This window comes from Klebsiella sp. KE9456, assembly GCF_043832615.1.
GTDB classification, from domain to species: domain Bacteria; phylum Pseudomonadota; class Gammaproteobacteria; order Enterobacterales; family Enterobacteriaceae; genus Klebsiella; species Klebsiella indica.
Map to the genome: position 1 here is coordinate 123,469 of NZ_JBDYQK010000003.1, position 24,475 is coordinate 147,943.

22 protein-coding genes and 1 tRNA gene are annotated in these 24,475 nt (G+C 57.3%); 11 read left to right on the forward strand and 12 right to left on the reverse strand.

The window, feature by feature from the left end:
* Positions 1-224: 224 nt before the first annotated feature.
* The gene (locus ABK821_RS04255) at positions 225-833 is read left to right on the forward strand and encodes a TetR/AcrR family transcriptional regulator (RefSeq protein WP_138358542.1); all 609 of its coding nucleotides are present in this window, start codon (positions 225-227) and stop codon (positions 831-833) included.
* Between the two features lie 140 nt (positions 834-973).
* Here the strand turns inward: ABK821_RS04255 and ABK821_RS04260 are convergent, their stop codons facing one another.
* Positions 974-1,888 carry a LysR family transcriptional regulator gene (locus tag ABK821_RS04260; RefSeq protein WP_138358544.1) on the reverse strand — a complete coding sequence of 305 codons (915 nt, stop codon included), beginning with the start codon at positions 1,886-1,888 and terminating at the stop codon, positions 974-976.
* A 3-nt stretch (positions 1,889-1,891) separates the two neighbouring features.
* The gene (locus ABK821_RS04265) at positions 1,892-2,956 is read right to left on the reverse strand and encodes a dipeptidase (protein WP_343178157.1); all 1,065 of its coding nucleotides are present in this window, start codon (positions 2,954-2,956) and stop codon (positions 1,892-1,894) included.
* 198 nt (positions 2,957-3,154) lie between these two features.
* Between ABK821_RS04265 and ABK821_RS04270 the strand changes: the two genes are divergently transcribed.
* The 6 genes from ABK821_RS04270 to ABK821_RS04295 all read left to right on the forward strand — a co-directional run bounded on the left by ABK821_RS04270 (position 3,155) and on the right by ABK821_RS04295 (position 9,820).
* Positions 3,155-4,750 carry an ABC transporter substrate-binding protein gene (locus ABK821_RS04270; RefSeq protein WP_308560779.1) on the forward strand — a complete coding sequence of 532 codons (1,596 nt, stop codon included), beginning with the start codon at positions 3,155-3,157 and terminating at the stop codon, positions 4,748-4,750.
* The gene (locus tag ABK821_RS04275) at positions 4,750-5,760 is read left to right on the forward strand and encodes an ABC transporter permease (protein WP_138358550.1); all 1,011 of its coding nucleotides are present in this window, start codon (positions 4,750-4,752) and stop codon (positions 5,758-5,760) included. The genes ABK821_RS04270 and ABK821_RS04275 overlap by 1 nt, the downstream gene beginning before the upstream one ends.
* Positions 5,757-6,656, forward strand: coding sequence for an ABC transporter permease (locus ABK821_RS04280; protein ID WP_138358552.1), 900 nt, complete (start codon positions 5,757-5,759; stop codon positions 6,654-6,656). The genes ABK821_RS04275 and ABK821_RS04280 overlap by 4 nt, the downstream gene beginning before the upstream one ends.
* The gene (locus ABK821_RS04285; RefSeq protein WP_138358554.1) at positions 6,657-7,484 is read left to right on the forward strand and encodes an ABC transporter ATP-binding protein; all 828 of its coding nucleotides are present in this window, start codon (positions 6,657-6,659) and stop codon (positions 7,482-7,484) included.
* Between the two features lie 78 nt (positions 7,485-7,562).
* Complete coding sequence (locus tag ABK821_RS04290) at positions 7,563-8,303, forward strand: ABC transporter ATP-binding protein (RefSeq protein WP_308560781.1); 741 nt, start codon at positions 7,563-7,565, stop codon at positions 8,301-8,303.
* Positions 8,300-9,820 (forward strand): serine hydrolase domain-containing protein, encoded by a 1,521-nt coding sequence (locus ABK821_RS04295; protein WP_395033817.1) that lies wholly within the window; start codon positions 8,300-8,302, stop codon positions 9,818-9,820. Before ABK821_RS04290 ends, ABK821_RS04295 begins: the two co-directional genes overlap by 4 nt.
* A gap of 3 nt (positions 9,821-9,823) precedes the next feature.
* On the opposite strand, the gene ABK821_RS04300 is transcribed toward ABK821_RS04295, so the two are convergent.
* The 9 genes from ABK821_RS04300 to ABK821_RS04340 form a co-directional block, all read right to left on the reverse strand.
* Positions 9,824-10,645: a M55 family metallopeptidase gene (locus ABK821_RS04300; protein ID WP_138358560.1), complete on the reverse strand. Its 822-nt coding sequence runs from the start codon at positions 10,643-10,645 to the stop codon at positions 9,824-9,826.
* Between the two features lie 117 nt (positions 10,646-10,762).
* Positions 10,763-11,809, reverse strand: coding sequence for a P1 family peptidase (locus tag ABK821_RS04305; protein WP_142502891.1), 1,047 nt, complete (start codon positions 11,807-11,809; stop codon positions 10,763-10,765).
* A 2-nt stretch (positions 11,810-11,811) separates the two neighbouring features.
* Entirely contained in the window at positions 11,812-12,696 is an 885-nt protein-coding gene (locus ABK821_RS04310; RefSeq protein WP_138358564.1) for an ABC transporter permease subunit, read from the reverse strand.
* Complete coding sequence (locus ABK821_RS04315; RefSeq protein ID WP_138358566.1) at positions 12,696-13,625, reverse strand: ABC transporter permease; 930 nt, start codon at positions 13,623-13,625, stop codon at positions 12,696-12,698. Before ABK821_RS04315 ends, ABK821_RS04310 begins: the two co-directional genes overlap by 1 nt.
* Positions 13,626-13,687: 62 nt before the next feature.
* Positions 13,688-15,229: a glutathione ABC transporter substrate-binding protein gene (locus tag ABK821_RS04320; protein WP_395033818.1), complete on the reverse strand. Its 1,542-nt coding sequence runs from the start codon at positions 15,227-15,229 to the stop codon at positions 13,688-13,690.
* A gap of 20 nt (positions 15,230-15,249) precedes the next feature.
* The gene (locus ABK821_RS04325; protein ID WP_138358570.1) at positions 15,250-17,121 is read right to left on the reverse strand and encodes an ABC transporter ATP-binding protein; all 1,872 of its coding nucleotides are present in this window, start codon (positions 17,119-17,121) and stop codon (positions 15,250-15,252) included.
* Positions 17,122-17,139: 18 nt separating this feature from the next.
* The gene (gene dgcA, locus ABK821_RS04330; RefSeq protein ID WP_138358572.1) at positions 17,140-18,105 is read right to left on the reverse strand and encodes an N-acetyl-D-Glu racemase DgcA; all 966 of its coding nucleotides are present in this window, start codon (positions 18,103-18,105) and stop codon (positions 17,140-17,142) included.
* 1 nt (position 18,106) lies between these two features.
* Positions 18,107-19,114, reverse strand: a complete 1,008-nt coding sequence (dgcN, locus tag ABK821_RS04335) for an N-acetyltransferase DgcN (protein WP_138358574.1) — start codon at positions 19,112-19,114, stop codon at positions 18,107-18,109.
* A 101-nt stretch (positions 19,115-19,215) separates the two neighbouring features.
* The gene (locus ABK821_RS04340) at positions 19,216-19,488 is read right to left on the reverse strand and encodes a hypothetical protein (RefSeq protein ID WP_395033819.1); all 273 of its coding nucleotides are present in this window, start codon (positions 19,486-19,488) and stop codon (positions 19,216-19,218) included.
* A 184-nt stretch (positions 19,489-19,672) separates the two neighbouring features.
* On the opposite strand from ABK821_RS04340, the gene ABK821_RS04345 reads away from it, so the two are divergent.
* Positions 19,673-19,748: transfer RNA gene (locus ABK821_RS04345), tRNA-Gly, on the forward strand.
* 272 nt (positions 19,749-20,020) lie between these two features.
* Here the strand turns inward: ABK821_RS04345 and queG are convergent.
* On the reverse strand, positions 20,021-21,160 hold the full coding sequence (queG, locus tag ABK821_RS04350) for a tRNA epoxyqueuosine(34) reductase QueG (RefSeq protein WP_395033821.1): 1,140 nt from the start codon (positions 21,158-21,160) through the stop codon (positions 20,021-20,023).
* A gap of 13 nt (positions 21,161-21,173) precedes the next feature.
* Between queG and nnr the strand changes: the two genes are divergently transcribed.
* The 3 genes from nnr to amiB are packed head-to-tail and all read left to right on the forward strand — an operon-like array spanning position 21,174 to position 24,475.
* Positions 21,174-22,685, forward strand: a complete 1,512-nt coding sequence (gene nnr, locus ABK821_RS04355) for a bifunctional ADP-dependent NAD(P)H-hydrate dehydratase/NAD(P)H-hydrate epimerase (protein WP_395033822.1) — start codon at positions 21,174-21,176, stop codon at positions 22,683-22,685.
* A complete protein-coding gene (tsaE, locus tag ABK821_RS04360) occupies positions 22,678-23,139 on the forward strand; it encodes a tRNA (adenosine(37)-N6)-threonylcarbamoyltransferase complex ATPase subunit type 1 TsaE (RefSeq protein ID WP_138358580.1) in 462 nt (153 codons plus the stop codon). The genes nnr and tsaE overlap by 8 nt, the downstream gene beginning before the upstream one ends.
* 16 nt (positions 23,140-23,155) lie before the next feature.
* Entirely contained in the window at positions 23,156-24,475 is a 1,320-nt protein-coding gene (amiB, locus tag ABK821_RS04365; RefSeq protein WP_142502885.1) for an N-acetylmuramoyl-L-alanine amidase AmiB, read from the forward strand.

Genomic DNA, 24,475 nt, shown 5'->3' on the forward strand with positions numbered 1-24,475 from the left:
GCAATCCACCAACGTGTCGGCCGATGGCTTGAAGGGTTGATTTTTTCTCACAGCACTCCTCCGTCGCGTGGTGGTGTAGTGGACAGGTACCGGGGCCCGGTCTGGCAATGCACAGGCCGTCTCCAAAAGATAAATGAACGACTCCGTTTACTTTATTCACAGTATAGATAAAAGATCAACATTTCTGTACCATGTCGTTCACAAATGAGGGAGCAGAAAACACAATGCGTAAAAAAACAGAAGCTCGCCGCCTGCAATTTGTCATGGCTGCCGGGAAATTATTTGTCACTCAGGGATTTGCCTCGGTCACCATGGAAGCGATCGCTGCGGAGGCATCCAGTTCCAAAGTGACGCTGTACAACTACTTCTCATCCAGGGAAGCGCTGTTCGAGGCCTATATCATCGAGGCGGGTAAAGGCTGGGTGGAGCGTTTGCTGGATGCGCCAAAGACAAGCCAGAGTCTGTCTGACACCTTGCATCATCTGGGGATGGCTTATCTGGATTTGGTCACTAAAGCAGATATCGTGGCGCTCAACCGGCTGATCATCGGCGAGGCGGGGCGTTTTCCGGAGCTGGCAAATTTGTTTTATCAATTAGGGCCGAAAAAAACGTTGTTGCATATTGGCGAGGTCATCAGCGGGCTTATGGAGAAAAAGTTGCTGCGTCAGGGAGACACGCGGGCATTATCTCTGCATTTTAAAGCGCTATGTGAGGCGGGGATTGTCGAACGGATTATGTGGGGTCTGGATCCTGTTCCAGCCGATACGGCCCAACTGGAATCAGCAGTCAGCACCGCGACCGCGGCGTTTATTCAACTTTATGCGCAGCCTTAGGGCCGTCGCGTCAGGTATTGCGTATTGGTAATGAAAACAGGAAGCTAAATCTCCCGTTATGGCGGAATTCTCTGTCGTCACGCGGATAATGAAGTGCAATAGCCTGTGGCTAACGGCACACATTCGATACCCGTAAACCCCTACGGTTTAACCGTAAAAAACTGGGATTCACATTGCCGCGCAATCTCCCACAACTTATTACGGATCACCTGCTTCAGCTGCAGGGTCGATTGTGACTGAGGTCGGTCGCGTCGGCTGAGCAGCATCACCTCGAACGGCAGCGGCTGTGCTACGGGTAACAGCTTCAGTTGATCGGCATAGCGACAGGCGGTGAACAGATCGACAATCCCCACGCCACCGCCCGCCAGTACCATGTCGGCAATCACCGAGTAGGTTTTTATCGATAGCGAAACCCCAGGATTTAACCCTTTATCGCGCAACGCGCGATGCAGCACGCGTCCCAGCGGGTCCTGGTTTTGCATCATCAGCAGGTTATTAGCGCACAGCCATTCGAGGGTGACCGGTTCGTTGTGCGGGTGAGCCAGCGGTAACAACGCCACCATCGAAGATTGGAATAAAGGTTCCGCCAGCAGGTTTGCATCCGCCTGCTGACCAAACACCAGCGCGAAATCGAGCTGGTTGTCGAGAATGCCGCGGCACAGGGTGCTGAAGTGTTCGGTGACCAGTTCTACGCTGACCGACGCAGCCTGCTGACGCCAGGTCACCAGCGCCGGGGCCAGCACCATCTGGCCAAAAGCGTGCGCGGCGCCGACGCGTACCGTCTGCCCTTCGCCGTGCCGCAGTTGCTCCGTTAACTGGGTAATGGCTTGTAAACGTTGATACAGATCTTCCACTTCCGGCAGCAGACGCCGCCCTTCCGCGGTGACAATCATCCCCTGGGTACGCCGTTCAAACAGCGCAAAACCAAGCTGCTGCTCGGCATGATTCAACACCCGGCTGACATTTGGCTGCGACACATTCAGCAGGCGTGCCGCACCGCTGATGCTACCGGTCTGCACTATGGCCTGAAACACTTCAATATGCCGCAATCGCATGGTTTATTCGCCCCAGGTGGCTTCGAGCACACGCAACCAGTTACCGTAACAAATCTTCTCCAGCAGGTTTTGCGTATAACCGCGTGCTGCCAGTGCCTCCACTACCTTCGGGAAACCGGCTACGTCTTTTATATCGCCGGGCATTGTCGCGCCATCGAGGTCGGAGCCAAAGCCGACGCCATCTTCACCGACTTTCTCCAGCAGGTATTCGACATGACGTACGATAGCCTCCACGGTGGTAGGGGCGTGGCGATCGCCATCTTCACGCAGGAACGGTACGGCAAAGTTCACGCCAACAAAACCCCGGGTTTCGGCAATCGCCGCCAGTTGACGGTCGGTAAGGTTACGCGACTGGGCGCTCAATGCATGCGCATTGGAGTGGCTTGCCACCAGCGGCGCATTGCTGATGTCCGCCGTCTGCCAGAAGCCTTTTTCATCCATATGCGACAGATCCACCATGATGCGGCGTTGGTTACAGTCGCGTACCAGCTGCTTACCCGCTGGGGTCAGTCCATTGCCGATATCCGGCGAGGAGGGATAACGAAACGGCACACCTTCGCCAAACTGGTTCGGGCGGCTCCACAGCGGCCCAAGGGTGCGCAACCCGCTGGCGTAGAGAATGTCCAGCAGCTCGCCGTGCGTATCCAGCGCTTCCGCCCCTTCAATGTGCATTACCGTCGCCAGCACCCCTTTCGCCATGCACTCACGAATCTCCCGCACGCTGTGGCAAATCTTTACCTGACCGTTTGACGCCTGCTCAATACGCAGCAATAACGCAAGCATAGAGAAGGTCGCATCGCGTGCACTGCTGATAATTTCCTGAGGAAAATCTGAGAGATCTGGCGTACTTCTTGCAACTGACGGATGTGACGGCACCCAGGTGGCAAAAATTCCACCGGCCATATTCCCCTGGCGGATGCGGGGAAAGTCCATCTGGCCTGATGCGCTGCCGTTGAAAAAGACCTTCACCGCATCGGGTTGATGGTGTTGCCACAGTTTGTTCAGGACATCGTTGTGACCATCAAAAACCGGAATGGCAATCTGCTTGGCGTTAGGTGAGTCAGACATGTTGTATCCGTTGCTTATTCAGGGGAAAGCGTAAAGCTGCCAGTTAGTAGGGCAGGATGCACCAAAACAGGGCGAGCGGCCGCACATGAAACAAAAGGTTAATGCCTGTTATTAATCCCCCCGCACGGCGGGAATGTCAAGACAAAAAAACAGCAAATGATATTTTTTTATTATAATAATCAATGAATTGGAGTTGATATGGTAACCAGAAGACGTTTTCTTGTAGGATGCACCGCCGTACCTTTTCTTTCGTATCTCAGCCTCAATTCCGCCTTTGGCGCCACTCCGCCCAGTATGCTGGTGATGGCGATGCAATTGGATAATATGACCAGCCTCGATCCTCACGAGAGTTTCGAAGCCACTGGCGGGCAGATTTGCGGCAACCTGTATCAGAAGCTGGTGATGCCTGACCCGCAACAGCCGGATAAGGTGATTGGCGCCCTGGCAAAAAGCTGGGAGGTCAATGCCGACAACAGCGTGTATACCTTCCATATCGACCCGACGGCCAAATTCGCCGATGGTACCCCCGTCACCGCCGAAGATGCAGCGTTCTCCATCGAACGTATCGTAAAACTGGATAAAAGCCCGGCGTTTATCATCAACCAGTTTGGCTTCACTAAAGATAACGTCACCCAACTGGTGACCGCGAAAGACACCCATACGCTGGAGATGAAGCTGGGCGCTCCGGCGGCTGAAACCTTCCTGCTGTATTGTCTGTCGGCCACCGTCGGCAGCATTGTGTCGAAGAAAGCCTGCCTGGCAAATCAGCAGAATAACGACTTCGGCAACGCCTGGCTGAAACAGCACAGCGCGGGTTCTGGCGCTTTTACCCTGCGTACCTGGAAAGCCAGTGAAACCGTGATTCTGCAACTCAGCCCGCAGTTCGCGGACCAGAGCAAAATCAAACGCGTGATCCTCAAACACATCACTGACCCGGCAGCACAGGCGTTAATGCTGAAAAAAGGCGACGTGGATGCAGCTTACGACCTGACCACCGAACAACTGTTACAGGTGAAAAACGATCCTGCGATCTCGCTGGTGACGCAGCCGCTTTCGGCTATCATGCTGATGTCGTGCAACACCAGTAATGAGTACCTGAAAAAACCGCAGGTGTGGCAGGCGCTGAAATGGGCGCTGGATTATGACAGCATCCAGAAGAACATTCTGTCGATGAGTTTCACCACTCATCAGAGCTTCCTGCCGAGCGGTTTCCCGGCGGCGCTGGATGATACCCCTTTCCATAAAGACGTTGCCAAAGCCAAAGCGTTGCTGGCCGAGGCGGGCTATCCGGACGGTTTTGCCATCACCCTCGATCACTACTCGATGCAGCCGTACCCGGATATCGCACAGGCGATTCAGACCCAACTGGGTGCGATTGGCATCAAGGTATCGCTGATTGCTGCTGAGAACCGCCAGGTGTTGACCAAAATGCGCGCTCGTCAGCATCAGCTGGCGCTCACCGCGTGGGGCGCGGATTACTTCGACCCGAACTCCAATACTGAAGCCTTCTGCGTTAACACCGACAACAGCGATAACGCGCGCAACCGCACGCTGGCGTGGCGTTGTAGCTGGTCTGACGATGAGTTCAACAAACTCACCGCACAGGCGCTGCACGAAGCCGACCCGGCCAAACGTATCGCGCTGTATCACCAGCTTCAGCAGATGGGGCGTGAGAAGAGTCCGTTTATCTACATGATGCAGAAAACCAAAAACGTCGCCGTTGGCAAAAATATCAGCGATGTCCACATGACCGTTCTGGAGCAGTGGCCGTATCAGCAGGTGAAAAAAGCCTGATGCAGTTACTGAAAAAGATCGTCAGCACCCTGAGCAGCCTGGTGCTGACGTTGTTCGGCTTGTCGGTTTTGACCTTTTTTATTGGTCGCGTGATGCCCACCGATCCGGTGCTGGCGGCGGTCGGTGATAACGCCCCGCAATCGGTAGTGGAACGCGTGCGTGCGGAAATGGGGCTGGATCAACCGCTTTACATCCAGTTTGGTCATTACCTCAATCAGCTGTTACATGGCGATCTCGGTAAATCGATTTTGACCTCCAATCCGGTCACTACCGATATCGCGCGTTTCTTTCCGGCGACCATGGAGCTGGCGACGGCGGCGATTATTATCGCCGCGTTGATCGGCATCCCACTCGGCGTGTGGGCGGCGGTGCGACAAAGTAGCTGGGTGGATCAGACCATTCGCGTGGTGTGTCTCGCCGGCCATTCGTTGCCGGTATTCGTGCTGGCGTTACTTAGCCTGCTGGTGTTCTACGCCGTGCTGGGCATTGCGCCGGGACCCGGACGTCAGGACATTATCTGGCAGGATATGGTGCCGCAGGTCACCGGCTTTCTTACCATCGACTCTCTGCTGGCGGGTGAGTATGACGCCTTTCGCGATGCGCTGGCGCATATGGCCCAGCCGGTGTTGATCCTCGCCTATTTCAGCATGGCTTACATCACGCGGATGACGCGCACCTTTATGCTCAATGCCCTTAGCGGCGAGTTTGTGATCACCGCGCGCGCCAAAGGATTGTCTGCGGCGCGGGTGATCTGGCGCCACGCTTTTCCCACCGTAGCGGTACAACTGGTGACGGTACTGGCGCTGACTTACGCCGGGCTGCTGGAGGGCGCGGTAGTGACGGAAAACGTTTTTTCCTGGCCGGGGCTCGGACAGTATCTGACCACTTCGTTGATGAACGCTGATATGAACCCGGTAGTTGGCGCCACTCTGCTGGTCGGCACCGTGTATGTCGTGCTTAATCAACTGGCCGATCTTCTCTATCGACTTTGGGATCCGCGCGTAAAATGATCTTCTTTTCTCGTGACTGGCTACTTGATGACACGCCAGCGAACCGCCGCCAGGCGGTATGGGGCCGTCGCTATCGCCTGTGGCTCAGCCTGCGTAACAACCCGTTGGCGATGGCGGGGCTGCTGGTCATTTTCCTGATGTTACTTCTGGCGGTGTTTGCGCCGCTGCTGACGCCGTTTGATCCAGGAACGCAGCATCTGGCTAATCGCCTTGCGGCGCCGTCATGGGCGCACTGGCTCGGAACCGATGAACTGGGCCGCGATGTCTGGACGCGAATCATCTATGGCGGACGTACCACGCTTGGTATGGTGATCGCGGTCGTGGTGCTGACCGCGCCGCTCGGCCTGCTGATTGGCTGTATCGCCGGTTATGCAGGCGGGATTGTGGACAAGGCGTTGATGCGACTGACGGATATTTTCCTCGCTTTCCCGCGCCTGATTCTGGCGCTGGCGTTTGTTGCCGCGCTGAAACCGGGCGTCGAGAGTGCGGTTCTGGCCATCGCGCTGACTGCCTGGCCGCCCTATGCGCGTCTGGCACGGGCGGAGACCTTACAGTTCCGCAACAGTGATTTTATCGCCGCCAGCCGTCTGACCGGCGCAGCGCCGTTGCGTATTATTCTGCGCCATATCATGCCATTGTGCGTGCCGAGCCTGATTGTGCGCGTCACTCTTGACATGAGTTCTATCATTATCACCGCCGCCAGCCTCGGCTTTCTCGGTATGGGCGCTCAGCCGCCTTCACCGGAATGGGGCACGATGATTGCCACTGCGCGTCGTTTCCTGTTTAGCGAGTGGTGGGTGCCGCTGATGCCGTGCATCGCCATTTTCCTGACCTCGCTGGCGTTCAACTTTCTGGGCGACGGTCTGCGCGACGTGCTCGATCCGAAGGAGCGCTAAATGCTGGTAGAAATTGAAAATTTGCGCATTGCCTTTCGCAACCGCGCCGACACCTTTGAAGCGGTGCGCGGCGTCAGTTTTAGCGTTGGCCGGGAAAAGTTTGCCCTTGTCGGCGAGAGCGGTTCCGGCAAATCGCTGACGGCACGCAGCCTGATGCAACTGCTGCCAGGCAACGCGGCGGTGACGGCGGACGTCCTGCGTTTTGATGGCATCGACCTGCGCGGCGCCAGCGAAAAAGTGCTACGTCAGATCCGCGGCAAGCGCGTTGGTTTTATTTTGCAGGACCCGAAATATTCGCTCAATCCGGTGATGACGATTGGTCAGCAGATTTCCGAAGCCTGGCGCGAACATAAGGGGGGGAGCAAAAAGGCGGCGCTGCAGGCCGCGATTGGCTTGCTGGAACAGGTAAAAATCCGCGATCCCGAATCGGTGGCGAAACGCTATCCACATGAAGTTTCTGGTGGGATGGGCCAGCGGGTGATGATTGCCATGATGCTGGCGCCGGACCCGGAGTTGCTGATTGCGGATGAACCTACCAGTGCGCTGGATGCCACGGTACAGGCGGAGATCCTCAAACTGATTGACGACCTGGTGTCTGCTCGTGGCATGGGACTGATCCTGATCAGTCACGATCTGCCGCTGGTGTCGCATTTTTGCGATCGCGTGGCGGTGATGTATGCCGGGCGTATCGTCGAACAGTTAGCGGCCGGACAACTGCAACAGGCGCAGCATCCCTATACCCGCGGGTTGCTGGCCTGCCTGCCGTCGCTGCGCCATCCGCGCGATCGATTACCGGTGCTGCAGCGTGATGCGGCGTGGCGGGATTAATGCCGCATCCAGGTATTGCGCGATTTATCGCGCGGGTTGCAATGCAGGGGGCGGATTTTAGCTCAACAGGCAAAATACATGATTCAAATTGATAATCTGCGTATCTCTTTTGGTTCGCTTACGGTGGTAAAAGACGTCAGCTTTTTTGTTGCTAATGGCGAGAGTTTCGGCCTGGTTGGCGAAAGCGGTTCCGGTAAATCCACCATTCTGCGAGCGCTGGCCGGGCTGAATGAACACTGGCAGGGCAATATGATCTTTGGCGGTCAGGCATTGGGCGCCAAACGCAGCCGCGCTTTTTTTCGCCAGGTTCAAATGGTCTTCCAGGACCCGTTTGGCTCGCTGCATCCGCGGCAGACCATTGACCGCATTCTGCACGAGCCGTTGCTGGTGCATCAGTTCGATCGTGCTGAACAACGCATCAGCCGGGCGCTGAGTGAAGTTGGTCTACCTGCGGCGGTGCGTTTTCGCTATCCCCACCAGCTTTCCGGCGGGCAGCGTCAGCGTGTGGCGATCGCCCGGGCGCTGATTGCGGAGCCGGAGGTCCTGCTGCTGGATGAGCCCACCTCGGCGCTCGATGTATCGGTACAGGCGGAAATCCTTAATCTACTGAGCGATCTTCGCAGCGAGCGTAAACTGACCTACATTATGGTGACACATAATCTCGCGGTGGTGACGCATTTGTGTCAGCGCATTGGCGTGATGCAGCATGGCGAGATGGTCGAGCAACTGAGCGCTGACGATCTGCGCGCCCGCCGCATCCAGCATCCGCACACCGCGCAACTGTTTGATCTCAGCATGACGCTGGAGGAACCGGTATGACAACAGCCCGCTGGCAGCAGGCCGCAGATGTGGCAGATTCGATCGTGCAAAGCTGGCGACAACCCGGTGCGCCAGGCGGTGCGATCGTGTTGTTTGATGCCGACCATATTCACTCAACGCATTACGCCGGGCTGGCCGATCTGTCCCGGCAAACGCCGTTTACGGTGGACAGCGTGGTGCGTTTTGCCTCAATAACCAAACATCTGTTTGCCGCCCTGGTCACCGGCCCGGGAAGCCGATTTATGCAGCTGGATGACACGCTGGCGCAACATCTGCCGCAGCTGACCGGCGCCAACGGCGCGGTGACGATAGGGCAGGCGCTGGATATGAGCAGCGGCCTGCCGGACGTGCGTGAAACCCTGTCGCTGCTGGGTTTATCGGTGTATAACGCCACTACTGCCGCCGATTTGCTCGATTTTGTCGCTCGCGAAGGCGAGCTGAACTACCCGCCGGGCAGCGAGATCTCCTATACCAACACCGGCTACCGTCTGGTGGAGGAGGCGCTGAAAGCCAAAGGCGTGCTGTTTAACGAGCTGTTACAGCAATACGTGTGCAACCCCCTGGATGTTAATCTGTTCGCGGCGGAAAGCTGGTTTGATATTGTCCCTGGCCTGGTGCCGGGTTACTGGCACAACGGGCAGCAGTGGCAACTTTCCAGCGCCGGTTTGCATCTGTCGGCATCCGGCAGCGTGACCGGCAGTCTGCGGGATCTGACTCGCTGGCTGCAAAGTCTGCTGGCGGATACCGGTCCGGGGGCCGGTGTGCTGCAACGGCTGAGCGCGCCGCGCAGGCTGAATGACGGGCGCGCCAGCGGTTATGGGCTGGGGATAACGCGTTCGACGATCGACGGCCAGACGCTGTTTGGTCACGGCGGTTCCCACGCCGGTTATAAAAGCTATTTCCTGTTGCATCCGGCGTTGAAGATCGGCGTGGCGCTGGTGGCAAACCGTGAAGATGTCGCCACTTCCGAAAGCGCTCTGCGCATTCTGGCCGCCGCGTTGGGCCGCGCATTACCGGAAAAAGGCCACGATCTGACGCCCGGGCTGTATGTGGCGCCGGATGCCGCCGACTGGCTGGAGATCAGCGGCGTGACCGCCACCTGGCTGGGAGCGGGTGAAACGCTATGGCGCGATGAACACGCTGGTGATGCCATCTCACTTTCCAGCACTTTCCCGATGCGATTACATCACGAGGGCGCCGCGATTGCCGGTGAAATCGGCCATGCGGCGCGCCGCTTTGTACCGGTGCAGCCGGATTGCGCCAGCCTCGACAATATGCAGGGCTGCTGGTTCGCGTCGCAGTGGCGTAGTGAGATGGTGGTTGCGGCGGATACCCTGACGATGGGAATTGGCCCGGCGGCGATTCGCGCCACGCTGCAATCGCTGGGTGGCGATCGTGTGCTGGCAACGGCGCAGGATGGCCCGTGGGAGAAACGTTTTGTGCTGGCGCGAGCGGGCGATAGCGTGCGGCTGCTGCTCAACCGCAGCCGCGTTGTGACCTTCAGACGCCAGCGATGAGCCTTAGTTTTGCGTACTCGCCAGATAGGAGAAGGCGCTCAATAGGCTGATTAGCGTGCCCATCTTCTCCGCGCGATAGCCCACGGTGACCGCATCAATGCGCGTTACGCCCGGGATCAGGCTGAAGAGATCGGCCAGCACCGGTTTACTCGCCTGAAGCTGCATCTCATAAGGGGAACTGATGCGGGTGGTTTCAACCTGACCTGCACGCTGTACGACTGCCGTGGCGGCGACGCGGATAGCATCCTGCGCCGCCCGCGGGCTGATGGATTCCGCACAGGTATGGGAGATGGCGCGTTTGACGCAGACGTAATCAACCGACGGGTAATGTTCGCCAATCCAGCCCTGGAGCCGATCGTCGCCGCTCACCAGCCACAACGGCGTGCCCTGTTCGGCCGCCGCCGCCGCATAGATATCGCTTTCGCCCATCACTTTGCCGTTGATATGGATGCGCCAGAACGCGCGCCCGTTAATGGTATGCGCCAGCACGCCGGGCTCGCCTGCCGCGCTGTGATAGCCGATAAAAAACAGACCATCGAAGGGTTGCTGTTCCAGCCCTTCCACCATTGACAGACCGCGAGGTTTGCCCTGGACCAGTCGGGCGCGGGGATCGATATTTTCCGCACGCAGATTGGTCATTTGCGCGTGGCTGTCAGCCACTACCACTTCGGTTGCGCCACCGGCAAACGCCCCATCGATGGCGGCATTAACTTCCTGTTCCATCAATCCGCGTGCCAGCTGGTATTCCGCATGGCCTGGCGAACATTGTTCCGGGCGCATGACGCCCGCGATGCCTTCGATATCGGCGGAGATAAAGATTTTCATTGTCTGATGTTTTCCGTTAATCGCGATATACCCGTTGTATTTCAGGTCGCTTGTACATTGGCTACGCCCGTTTCTGTGTCGGGTATAAACCCCAATATGATGTGATCAATCGCGCCGTTACGGTAGCGATAACCTGTTCAGCACCTCGGTCAACGCCGGACGGTGGTGGCCGCGAAAACCGGTGACCGCTTCCGCGCTCAGCAACGCATCCAGCACCGCGTGTTCGGTGGCATCGGCAGCGGCGGCGAGCAATGGCTCCAGCGCCGCATCCTCCGGTGGCTGAGGCTGAACGCAGGTAGAAAATGCCACCGCAATATCACCGGAACCGTGTCCCCAGTAACTGCCCAGTCGTCCGAGGCCTGCCCCGGCGCGTTTTGCCACACGCTTCAACTGGCGCGCGTCAAGCGGCGCATCGGTGGCCATAATGATGATGATCGAGCCCGCATCGCGCTGGGGCGCCAGTTCCGGCAACAGCGGGGCGATCATCTCGCCAAGACGCACGCCATCCAGCGTTAACGCTGTCAGCGCGCCAAAGTTCGCCAGCACCAGTACGCCAAGCGTGGCATTCAGAGCGGGGATCAGGCGCGAGGCGCTGCCAATGCCGCCTTTCAGGCTAAAACAACTCATACCGCGCCCGGCGCCAACGCTACCACGGGCGAAATCGCTCTGCGCATTCTGTAGGGCCTGTTGCGCCAGCGTTTCTGTCACCGCCAGCGCCTGGATGTCATTGAGCCAGCCGTCGTTACACTCCAGCGCCAACGGATTGACCGTGGGCATACTGCGGCCCAGCTCCGGGTTGCGGCTGATGGCATCGCGCACCAGGGTGGTAAACAGCGTGCCGACCGCCAGAGTGTTGCTAAGCAGGATCGGCGTCTGCAATACCCCCAGTTCTTCCAGCTGTACCAGCCCGACCGGTTTGGCAAAGCCGTTAAATACCGCCGCCGCGCAGGGCAGTGGTTGTCGGAAAAGGTTATCACCCGGCGGCACAATCGCCGTGACCCCGGTCTGGATCTCGCCTTCTGCCAGAGTGGCGTGGCCGACGCGTACGCCAGGTACATCGCTGATCAGGTTGGTCGGCCCGCAGTGGCTGCGCGGCTGACCGAGCTGACGATCTTCACGCCAGCGTTGCAGCAGCAGGTCACGCTGCCTCTGTTGAAAATCCATGTTTAACTCTTCAGTTTGGGATCGAGCGTATCGCGCAGGGCATCGCCCAGCAGGTTAAACGCCAGTACCGTAATAAAAATCGCCAGGCCGGGGAAGACGCTGATGTGCCACATGCCAGCCATCATCATATTGCGACTCATCGCCAGGATGTTGCCCCACTCAGGAACGTCCGGCTCCGGACCAAGGCCGATAAAACTCAGTCCGGCTGCGGTGAGAATACTGGTGCCGATACGCATGGTGAAGTAAACAATCACGTTCGACAGGGTACCCGGCAGAATATGGCGCAACAGAATGACGCGGTTTGGCGCGCCAGCACAGCGTACCGCTTCAACATAAGCGGCCTGTTTCAGCGACAGCGTCGAGGCGCGTACGATACGGGCAAACACCGGCACGCTGAACACCGCGACCGCGATAATCACGTTATTCAGACCCGGACCGAGAATCGCCACCACCGCAATCGCCAGCAACATGCCTGGAAAAGCGAAGAGGACATCGGAACCCCGCATAATCAGCATGTCGATCCAGCGGCCATAATAGCCGGCCAGCAGCCCAAGCAGTACTCCCACCACCATGCCAAGCGTTACCGAGACGACGCCAATATACAACGAGATACGCGCGCCATAGATGATACGGCTCAGCAGGTCGCGACCGAGATCATCGGTGCCCATCCAGTGCGCGGCAGAGGGCGGTGAGGAGAGCGCCATCCAGTCCGGCGCCATCGGATCCCAGGGCGCCAGCCACGGAGCGAAAATCGCCACCAGCACCAGCAACAGCACAAACCCGCCCGAGACCAGCGCCAGTGGATTGCGCACAAAGGCATGCAGAAAATCGCGCCACGGCGAACGGATCGCCTCCTGCGCATTGGCAGGCAGAGATTGTAGGCTCATCATGGCTCCTGTCGCAGGCGAATCGCCGGGTTCACTACTGCATACAGCAGGTCGACCAGCAGGTTAATCACAATAAATTCAAACACGAACAGCATCACCAGCGCCTGGATCACCGGCTGGTCTTGCGCTTTGATCGATTCGATCAGCAGCCAGCCTAATCCCGGCCAGTTGAACACGCTTTCCACCACGATCGAGCCGCCCAGTAGAAAACCAAACTGCAAACCGAGCATGGTGATGACCGGGATCAGCGCATTGCGCATTACATGCTTCCAGGTCACCAGACGATTGCGCAGGCCTTTTGCTTTGGCGGTACGGACATAATCTTCCTGCGCCACCTCAAGGAAGGCTGAGCGGGTAAAACGCGCCATCACCGCAGCCACCGAGGAACCCAGCGTGATGGCGGGGAGAATGATATCCGTGGGCTTATTGAAGCCGCTGACCGAAAACAGGCCAAATGGCATAGCAACAAACTGGATCAGCAACAGGCCCAGCCAGAATGTCGGCATGGAAATACCGCCCACGGCAACGCTCATTAGCGTCCAGTCCTGCCATTTTCCGCGTTTCAGGGCTGCCAGCACGCCAAGAAACAGGCCGAGGATCACTGACCAGGCAAAACCGGCGAGCGCCAGCCACATGGTAGGCATAAAGCTTTTTTCGATCACTTCCAGCACCGGCTGCTGTGTGCGGTAGGTTACGCCGAGATCGCCACGGAACAGGCCGCCCAGCCAGTGCAGATATTGTTGCGGCAGCGGGTCGTTAAGACCGAGATGCTGGCGCGCGGCTTCCACTGCTTCCAGCGGCGCATCCGGCCCGGCATAGATGCGTGCCGGATCGCCCGGAAGCAGTTTGATAAAGCCGAATACCAGCAGTGAGACCACCAGCAGAACCGGGATCATCTCCAGCAGACGACGAATAATGTATGCGAACATGCGTTTCCTTTAATTCGGTACGGACATCCCCCTCGCCATTAATGGCGAGGGGGATGCAGGGCTTACTTAAACGCCGCCTGGGTATACAGCAAGTTACCATCCGGCAACATCGAGACGCCGCTCAGATCGCGACGTTTGCCTACCAGGTTATCCGGCGTGCCGAGGAAGGCAACCGGCGCATCTTTCCACAGCAGCTTCTGCGCTTCGGCATACGCCACGGCGCGCTTCGCCGGATCAGCGGTAGCCAGGCCCTCGGCAATCGCTTTATCTACCGCCGGGTTGCTGAAGTAGGAGACGTTGTAGGAAGTTGGCACCCAGGATTCGGTGGCGTACAGCGGACGCAGCGCCCAGTCAGCATCGCCTGTAGAGGTAGACCAGCCGCCATAGTAGAGGTCAAATTGCGCCTGCTTCGGATCTTTCACCCCCCACAGTTTGGCGTTACGCGTACCGGAATCCATTGGCGTCACGGTGACGCGAATCCCTGCGGTAGCAAGCTGCGCTTTCAGAAACTGTGCCGCACGCACGCTGGCGGTGGCATTGGTGGTCCACAGTTTCAGATCGAGACCGTTCGGGTATCCTGCCGCTTTCAGCAGCGCTTTGGCTTCATCCGGTGCATAGCGATAGTTGGGGTCGCTCTGCTTTTGGTAGAATTGTACTCCTTCCGGAATGGCTGAACTGGCGGGTTTGCCCATACCGGCAAACGCCACTTTCAGCCACAGATTACGGTCGATGGCGTAGTTAATCGCCTGACGTACGCGCACATCCGCCAGCGGTTTATGCTGGTTATTGATCGCCATGTAGTAGAGGTAAATGCTCGGATCGCGCTGGATTGCCAGTTTGCTGTCGTTTTGTACGGTGCTGATCAGATCGGACGGCAGCGGCCAGATCGCATCCGCCTGACCTGACTTCAGCGCTGCCACGCGGGTGGCATCTTCCGGGCTGGGGGAGAAAACCACCTTATCCACCTTCGGCCAGCCTTTCTGCCAGTAACCGTCGTATTTGGTCAGGGTGACGGCTTTCCCCGGCTGCCAGTTGACAAATTTAAACGGACCCGTGCCCACCGGATGCAGGCGCAACTGCGCTTCGTCCGGATACTGCTTGAGGATCGCCGGGCTCCACATCACCGCTGACGGGTGGGCCAGGGTATTGATGAATGCGCCAAATGACTGGTTCAGATCAATTTTCACTTTGTCTGGCGCCAGTACCGTAACGCTCTCAATCATCTTATACAGACTGTTGCGCTTCAGTCCTTTGGTCTGATCGGCGAGACGATCGAGGTTGGCTTTCACCGCCTCTGCATCGAAGGGCGTGCCGTCCTGGAAGGTAACGCCTTTGCGCAGCGTCAGGGTGAATTCAGTGGCGCTGTCATTACTGGTGTACCCGGTTGCCAGCCAGGGTTGCAGCTTCATCCGGGCATCGAACTGGAACAGGCGCTCGAAGATGCCGCTTTGCACTGAATAACTGACGTTGTCTGAGGTATCGTGTGGATCGAGGCCGGTGATATCCGCATACATCGAGATATGCAGATCCTGCGCCTGCACAGCAGCCGCCAGGGAGAGGGTAAGTCCGAGAGCGAGCGAGGTGCGACGGAAGAACGGGTTCATAAAATCTCCTGGTATTGGGGTTAGCACGGAACAATGCCATCAGCGACCCAGTGCTGCGGGGCAACCTGGCGATAACGGGGTTTAATGACCGTTTCTCCTGCTTTGCGTAACGGCGAGGGGATCTCGCTGTCCTCGAAAGCGCGTTGTGGACGGTTCAGTGGATCAGCGACCGGCACCGAGGCCAGCAGCCGTTGGGTATAAGGATGTTGCGGATTATTGAATACCGACTGGCGCGGCCCCAGTTCAACAATCTGGCCGAGGTACATTACCGCCACGCGGTTAGCAATACGCTCCACCACCGCCATGTCATGGGAGATAAAAATCCACGCCACACCGGTTTGCTGTTGCAGATCCATCATCAGATTCACCACCTGCGCCTGAATCGACACATCCAGCGCAGAAACCGCTTCGTCCGCAATGATCACTTTGGGTTTCAGCGCCATAGCGCGGGCAATGGCGATACGCTGACGCTGGCCGCCGGAAAACTCATGCGGATAACGGCGCGCATGTTCCGGTTGCAGGCCAACGCTTTTCAGCAGTTCCGCCACCTGAGGCGTCGCCTCTTCCAGCGACTGCACCACGCCATGCAGCAGCAGCGGCTCGGCGATGGTGAATCCCACGGTTAAACGCGGATTAAGCGAGGCATAGGGATCCTGAAACACCATCTGGATTTCACGCCGTAGCGGCTGAAACTGGGCCTCTTTCAGGTTGGCGATTTCGTTACCTTGGAAATGGATGCTGTCGGCATCGCTGTTGATTAAACGCATCAGCGCGCGACCGGTGGTGGATTTACCGCAACCACTCTCGCCAACAATCGCCAGCGTCTCCCCCGGCCACAGGGTGAAGTCGATCTGCTCTACCGCATGAACTTCATGGGTCAGTGCCGAGAAAATACCGCTGCGAATGGGGTAATAGACTTTCAGGCCGCGTACATCAAGCAGGGGGTTATCATCGTAACGGGCGGTGCGTTGTTCATCCTTCTCCGTTTCTTCTGCGCCGAGTAACGGAAAGCGCTGTGGCCATGCGTGTTCGCGCATGTCCCCCAGTTTTGGCACCGCTGCCAGTAACGCTTTGGTGTAGGGATGCTGCGGCGCGTTAAAAATCGCTTCCACCGTTCCCTGTTCCACCACATTGCCGCGATACATCACCACCACACGGTCAGCGATTTCTGCCACGACGCCCATATCGTGGGTGATAAACAGCACCGCCATCTGCCTGGCGCGTTGCAAATCACGCAGAATTTGCAGAATGCGCGCCTGTACCGTGACGTCGAGCGCGGTGGTTGGTTCATCTGCAATCAACAGTCGCGGATCGCAGGCCAGCGCCTGGGCAATCATCACTCGCTGACGCATCCCGCCCGACAGCGAGTGCGGATAGCTTTTCATGACCCGATCGACATCGGCAATACGGACCTGGCGCAGCAGTTCGCGGGCGCGTGCATTCGCCTCGGCTTTACCACAAATTTTTTGGTCGAGCAGGGCTTCCGTCAGCTGATCGCCGACACGCAGTACCGGGTTCAGCGACGTCATTGGCTCCTGAAAAATCATTGACATCTCACGACCACGCAAAGCATTGCGCTGCGTTTCGTCGAGTTTTTCCAGGTGATGTAATTGACCATGACGATCGCGGAACTGAATGCTGCCGTGATCGATATGACCTGAGGCAGCCAGTAGCCCCATTACCGACAGCGAGGTGACTGATTTTCCCGATCCGCTTTCGCCCACTACGGCGACGATTTCGCCCTGGTGTATCTCAAAGTTGATGCCTTTCAGCGCCTGGTTAACGCCGCTACGGCCGCGAAAGCTGACGCTGAGATCCTGAATAGCGAGTACCGGCGCAGAGGCGGAACCGGCAACGCTGGCGGCGTTCTGCATGGGTAAAGTGTCCGTCATCGTTGCTCCGTGTGCGGGTTATAGCCAGATTTGACCTCTGGAATAGGAGAGGAACGGCGAACTGTCTGCCGCCAGCCAGATCGGGCCATCGAGATCGATATGTTCGGCGGCAATCGCCACCGGCAGCGCGGCTTCCATTGCCAGCGATGAACCCAGCATACAGCCCACCATCAGACGCATATCCCGCTTTTTCGCCTCTGCCACCATCGCCAGCGCTTCGGTTAATCCGCCACATTTATCCAGTTTGATGTTGATCATCTCGTAGCGATTACGCAGTTGGGCGATATCTTCCCGCGTGTGGCAACTCTCGTCGGCACAGACCGGGATTGGATGAGTGAAACGCTGTAAATCCTGGTCCTGACCGGCCGGTAACGGTTGTTCGATCATCGCGATGTTATAGGGCAACAGCGCGTTGAACAGGCTGTGCAGATCGACACCGGACCAGGCTTCGTTGGCATCAATAATCAGCGTGGCGTGGGGCGCGGCGGCACGGATCGCGGCCACTTTTTCCAGAATATCGTCACGGTTGAGTTTAATTTTCAGCAGGATGGCGCCACGTGACACCGCGTCAGCGGCGGCCCGCGCCATATTGTCCACGCTATCCAGACTGAGTGTTTCGGCGGTGATGACCGAGACGGGGGGAGTCCGGCCGCTCATCTGCCACAGCGTCTGTTTCGCCAGTGCGGCATCCAGTCTCCACAGCGCGCAGTCCAGCGCATTACGCGCTGAACCCGCATGCAGACGGGTTTGCAGATCGACTCGGCTGAGACCGGCTTCGATGTCGCCGCGCATCGTTTCCAGTTCGGCGTTGACGCTTTCCGGCGTTTCGTCGTAACGCGGGGTAGGCGTGCATTCACCACGACCAATAAAGCCATTCTGCTCCAGGGTGACGCGAATCACCGTCACCGCGGTGCGTGTGCCGCGTGAGATGGCAAACGGGCGCGCCAGCGGCAGTTCCAGCACCTCTATCTGCATACGTCGCATCTTAGCCGCGCTCCTTCAGGAAGGCTGCGATTTCCGTGATGCCAAAGCGCACCGGATCGGTGGCGGGCACGCCAAATTCGGCGCTGACTTCGGCGCAGTAAGCGCGCGCTTCTTCTTCACTGTAGTTTGAGGTGTTGATGGCAAAACCCGCCAACTGCACGGTGTCGCTGGTGACAGCGGCGGCGCGCAGGTTGGCGTCGACGCAATCCTTCAGGCTGACCATCGGCTGATGCGGCAGATGGCGCATTTTTTGGCGACCCATTTCGTGACACATCACCAGCCATTGTGGCTGGGCGCCGTGGATCAGCCCCATCGATACGCCTGCATAGGAAGGATGGAACAGTGAACCCTGACCTTCGACGATATCCCAATGGTCGTCTTCGTTGGCGGGGGACAGCGCTTCCGCCGCGCCGGCGATAAAGTCTGCAATGACCGCGTCGATGGCGATACCGGCTCCGGCAACCAGGATACCGGTCTGGCCGGTGGCCCGGAAATCGGCCTTCAGACCGACGTCGCGCATTGCCGCTTCCAGCGCCAGTGAGGTGTACATCTTGCCGACTGAGCAGTCGGTGCCGACAGTAAGCACACGCTTACCGGCACGTTTTTTACCGCTGCCAACACTCAGCTTCGGACGCATGTGGCGGATATCAAACAGTTCCACGCCAAATTCCTGCGCTAACGCTACGAGCTCCGGTTCATCTGCCAGACGATGGTGCAGGCCGCTGGCGACATTCATTCCGGCTTTGATAGCGTTGCGTACAGTATCCAGCCAGTGCGGCGGCAGATATCCTCCGGCGTTGGCGGTACCGAGTACCAGGGTTTTTGCCCCGCGCGCTTTGGCGGTGGCAATGTCGATCTCTTCCAGACCGAGGCTGACGGTGCAACCCGCCAGTTTGATTTCACCAACGCACTGTTCCGGCCGCCAGACGTGAATACCGCGCGCCGTTTTTGCCGCCAGGGGATCGGTGACATCACCAAGAAAGAGTAAATAGGGTTGAGGGATCAGCATGATGTTTCTCGTATCAGACAGGTGAAAAGGATCTGTACTGACTATTCCATGCTGCGGGCTGAGGGAGGAATGCTTGTTTAGTGGCAGGATATAACTTCAGGCTATATCCAGAAGAAAAACTGATGTTTGACGGGGGAAAATGGTGATTTTAAGGGCGTGTGGGGAAAATCATCCGTGTGAGAGATAAGAAAATCATTGATATTTACCGCTCGACGCGCATAGCGAGCTGTGTCCTTCGCGATGAAAAACTCATCGGCGCTCCTGTCTGATACAGGGACGTGACGGTCGGGCGTATGGGGGGCGTTGTTGTTTTTTCTGTATGGAAATTGTTCAGTTGTGCATAAAATTAAGAACAGGGCTTGCCATTGCCTCATGGTTAGTCCATAATGCCGTCCATCCTGTTGCAGGATAGGTGTAAAGGTTATTAAAATCAATAAGTTAAGCTCATGATTTTAAATTATCTTTCCACGTTCAGAATTTGAATGTCTCCATTCTAATCACTGAATTTCAGGTTGCGGCAAAGCCGTTAGTGCTCAGGCAGCTTGAAACGACAATTAAGCGGGAATAGCTCAGTTGGTAGAGCACGACCTTGCCAAGGTCGGGGTCGCGAGTTCGAGTCTCGTTTCCCGCTCCAAAATTTCTTCCGGTACTTATTTTATCCACAGCGCAAGATCGCGTCAGAGATGATTTCCGTCAGGCCATGCAAAATACTGTGAACAGAGTTATCCACAGATTGTTTTTGGCGGCTTTTCACGAGGAAATTGTCTGCGGTGTAAACGGTGTGTTTTTATGTTATTGAAACATAAGTATTAAATTTCAATGAAAATTGTTAATTCGATCACTTGACGAATGACTGCTCATTGAAACGCAATGCATTTTTATTTTTATCCACAGCCTGTGAATCACTCAGGCATCTCGCGGCAATCCTTTCTCCACCACTCTTACCAGCCGTAGTTTCTTCGGCAATTGCACTTCAATCACGTTGGCATTTCGCTTGTCAATTTGCTGCGCAACCGCCCATTCTATGTGCTCATCGAGAAGTGGGTGCTCACCTCGGCGACTTTCCAGAGCCGTAAGATTCGCTTCATCCCAGGGCGCATTTCCCAATGCGACGGCAATATTACGCAGCCAGCGCAGATGACCGATACGCCGAATGGCTGACCCTTCAGTCACTTTCAAGAAATAAGGCTCACTCCAGGTGAACAGCTCCTGGAGCGCAGGTGCGTGTAATGCCTTACGCGGGCTAAAGTCCTCTTCATCAGTGAGTTGCGCGAAGCGGTTCCACGGACAAATGAGCTGGCAGTCATCGCAGCCGTAAATGCGGTTACCGATCAGCGAGCGAAATTCTTCCGGGATCGCCCCTTCCAGTTCGATGGTCAGATAGGAGATGCAGCGCCGGGCGTCAACGGTATAGGGCTCGACGATAGCGCCGGTTGGGCAGATAGTCATGCAGGCGACGCAGCGTCCGCACGCTTCTTCGACGGGATGATCGACGGGCAGCGGGAGGTCGATAAGCAGTTCTCCGAGAAAAAAGAACGAGCCGGCATCGCGACTGAGGATGAGTGAGTGCTTACCTGTCCAGCCAAGCCCTGCTTTTTCGGCTAAAGGACGTTCAAGAATCGGCGCGGAATCGACAAAAGGTCTAAAATTGAGCGAAGCACACTGTTCCTTAATCTTCTCACCTAATTTTTTCAGGCGATTACGTAACAGCTTATGATAGTCCCGACCGAGGGCATAGCGGCTAACGTAACCCCGCGCGGGATCCTTCAGGGTACGGGCGAAAGCGGCGTTAGCGGGCAGGTAGTTCATCCGCACGCTAATCACGCGTAATGTACCGGGCTGGAGTTCATGAGGGCGCGCGCGCATCATTCCGTGGCGCGCCATCCACTCCATTTCGCCATGGTATTGTTTATCCAGCCATGCCTGCAGTTTAGGCTCACTGGCGCTGAGATCGGTATCGGTAATACCGACCTGCTGGAACCCCAACTCTGTGCCCCATTGTTTGATTTGCTGCGCTAACTGATTGAGATCGAGGGGTTGTGACATGATGGACCATACGATGACAAAAAACTCTGACAGTATACCACACATCATCTGGCCGGCAGATGCGCTACGGCAGGCGGAAAAAGAGGCGGCGGATAGCCTCGGGCTTACCCTATTTGAACTGATGCGCCGCGCGGGTGAAGCGGCCTTCCAGCTTGCCCGCGCGCAATATCCGGCCAGCCAGCACTGGCTGATTCTCTGCGGTCATGGTAATAACGGCGGCGACGGTTATGTGGTGGCCCGTCTGGCGCAGGCGCAGGGGATTAAGGTTACCCTGCTGGCGCTGGAGAGCGAGAAACCGTTGCCGGAAGAGGCCAGTGCCGCGCGTGAAGCGTGGTTGAGCGCTGGCGGTACGATCCATGCTGCAAACATTGTCTGGCCGGAAGATATCACGCTGATTATTGACGGCCTGCTGGGAACCGGGCTGCACAGCTCCCCGCGGCAAGAAATAGCCGAGATTATCGCCCATGCGAACTCGCATCCTGCCCCGGTTGTGGCGCTGGATATTCCTTCGGGGCTGAACGCGCAGACCGGGACGACGCCGGGGGCGGCGATCAATGCCGCGCATACCATTACCTTTATCGCGCTCAAACCCGGCCTGCTGACCGGTAAAGCCCGCGATGTCGTGGGCCATCTGCATCATCATGCTTTGGGGCTTGAGGGCTGGCTGGCAGGGCAATCTACGCGATTAAACCGTTTTGATGCTTCACAGCTCGCGGAGTGGCTGCCGCCGCGACGTCCCACATCGCATAAAGGCGACCACGGTAAGCTGGTGATTATCGGCGGCGAACCGGGAACGGCGGGGGCTATCCGCATGACCGGCGAAGCCGCGTTGCGCGCAGGCGCGGGACTGGTGCGGGTTCTGACCCATAAAGACAATATTGGGCCGATTCTGACCGCCAGGCCGGAACTGATGGTCCATGAATTGACAGCGCGCTCGCTGGCACAAAGCCTGCAATGGGCTGATATCGTCGCGATTGGCCCGGGGCTGGGGCAGAGTGAGTGGGGCAAAAATGCGCTGCGCCAGACGGAGAATTTTCGTAAACCGATGGTCTGGGATGCGGATGCGCTTAACCTGCTGGCAATCAATCCCGATAAACGTCACAATCGCGTGCTGACACCGCATCCCGGCGAGGCCGCCCGTCTGCTGAACGTGAGTGTGGCAGAAATTGAAAGCGATCGCTTACATTCTGCACAACGTCTGGTAAAACGGTATGGCGGCGTTGTTGTGCTTAAGGGGGCGGGCACGATTGTCAGTAACGACGCTGGCGCAACAGGCATTATTGATGCCGGTAACGCAGGAATGGCCAGCGGTGGGATGGGCGATGTACTGACTGGTATCATTGCCGCATTGTTAGGGCAAGGTCTGACGCCATATGATGCTGCCTGCGCCGGATGCGTTGCTCATGGCGAAGCCGCCGACCAGCTTGCGGCCAGAAATGGCACGCGCGGCATGCTGGCGACCGATCTTTTTTCCACGCTCAGGCGTGTTGTTAACCCGGATGTGATTGACGTAGACCATGATTAACCGAGTGATTCCTTTACCTGATGAACAGGCCACTTTACACCTTGGCGACCGCGTAGCACAGGCGTGCACTGGCGCCACGGTTATCTATTTGTATGGCGATTTAGGTGCGGGGAAAACGACCTTTAGCCGCGGTTTTCTGCATGCGCTCGGTCACCGCGGCAATGTCAAAAGCCCGACGTATACCCTGGTCGAGCCTTATCACCTTGATCGTTTCGTGGTCTACCACTTTGATCTGTATCGCCTTGCGGATCCTGAGGAGCTCGAATTTATGGGGATCCGCGATTATTTTTCTGACGATGCCATCTGCCTGGTGGAGTGGCCGCAACAGGGCACGGGTGTCCTGCCTGAACCGGATGTCGAAATTCACCTTGAGTATCAGGCGCAAGGGCGTGAGGCGCGCGTAACGGCGGTCTCCGCATTGGGTGAGTCTTTATTGGCGCGTTTGGCGAATTAGCCTGAAGGACGACGGGATGATATATCGCATAATCAGTTGGCTGGCCGCCGCACTGATACTGTTCAGTATTCAGGTCTCTGCGGCAAGTTTATCCGATATTCAGGTCTCAAACGGAGATAAGCAGGCCCGCATTACCCTTAACTTTATCGGCGATCCTGAATATTCGTTTAGCCCTCAGGGCAAACGTACGGTGGCGCTGGATATCAAGCAAACAGGTGTGCTTCAGGGTCTACCGCTGCAGTTTAGCGGCAATAATCTGGTGAAAAGCATTCGTTCCGGTGCACCGCAGAACCTCCAGTCGTTACGCCTGCTGGTTGATTTAACCGCCGATGGGAAAACGCGGGCGGTGAAACAACAACACGGCTCTAACTATACCGTGGTGTTCACCATTAATGCCGACGCACCACCACCGCCGGTGGTGGTGAAACAGGTCGAGAAGCCCGTTCTGCAACCTGCTCGTCCGAGTGAACCGCCGCGTAATCCGTTTAAAGCCGATAATGACCGGCTCACTGCGGTGACCAGTACGCGTACCGCAACGGGCTCTGCGGCCCGCACCGTATCGACCAACGATAAAGTGATTATCGCTATTGATGCCGGTCACGGCGGTCAGGATCCGGGGGCTATCGGCCAGAACGGCACAAAAGAGAAGAATGTCACCATCGCGATTGCCCGTAAGCTTCGCACGTTACTGAATGCCGACCCGCAGTTTAAAGCGGTGATGACCCGTGACGGCGACTATTTTATTTCGGTAATGGGCCGTTCCGAGGTCGCGCGTAAGCAAAACGCTAACTTCCTGGTCTCCATTCACGCCGATGCGGCACCGAACCGCGATGCGACAGGCGCCTCGGTTTGGGTGCTCTCCAATCGCCGGGCAAACAGTGAAATGGCCGGTTGGCTCGAACAGCATGAGAAACAGTCCGAGCTACTTGGCGGTGCGGGCGATGTGCTGGCCAATAGCCAGTCGGATCCCTATCTGAGTCAGGCGGTGCTGGATTTACAGTTCGGTCATTCCCAGCGCGTCGGGTATGATGTGGCGACTTATGTGTTAAGTCAGCTACAACGTATCGGCGATTTACATAAGCGCCGTCCAGAGCATGCAAGTCTCGGCGTGCTGCGCTCGCCGGATATCCCGTCAATCCTTGTTGAAACGGGGTTTATCAGCAATACCGGGGAAGAGCGCTTGCTGGCCAGTGACGCTTACCAGCAGCAGATCGCGGAAGCAATTTATCACGGTCTGCGTAACTACTTTATGCAACATCCGCTGCAATCGGCGCCGCGTGGAGCGGCGGCGCAGACGGCCAGTGCAGGTGCGTCGGACGGTATGTTGTTAAATTAA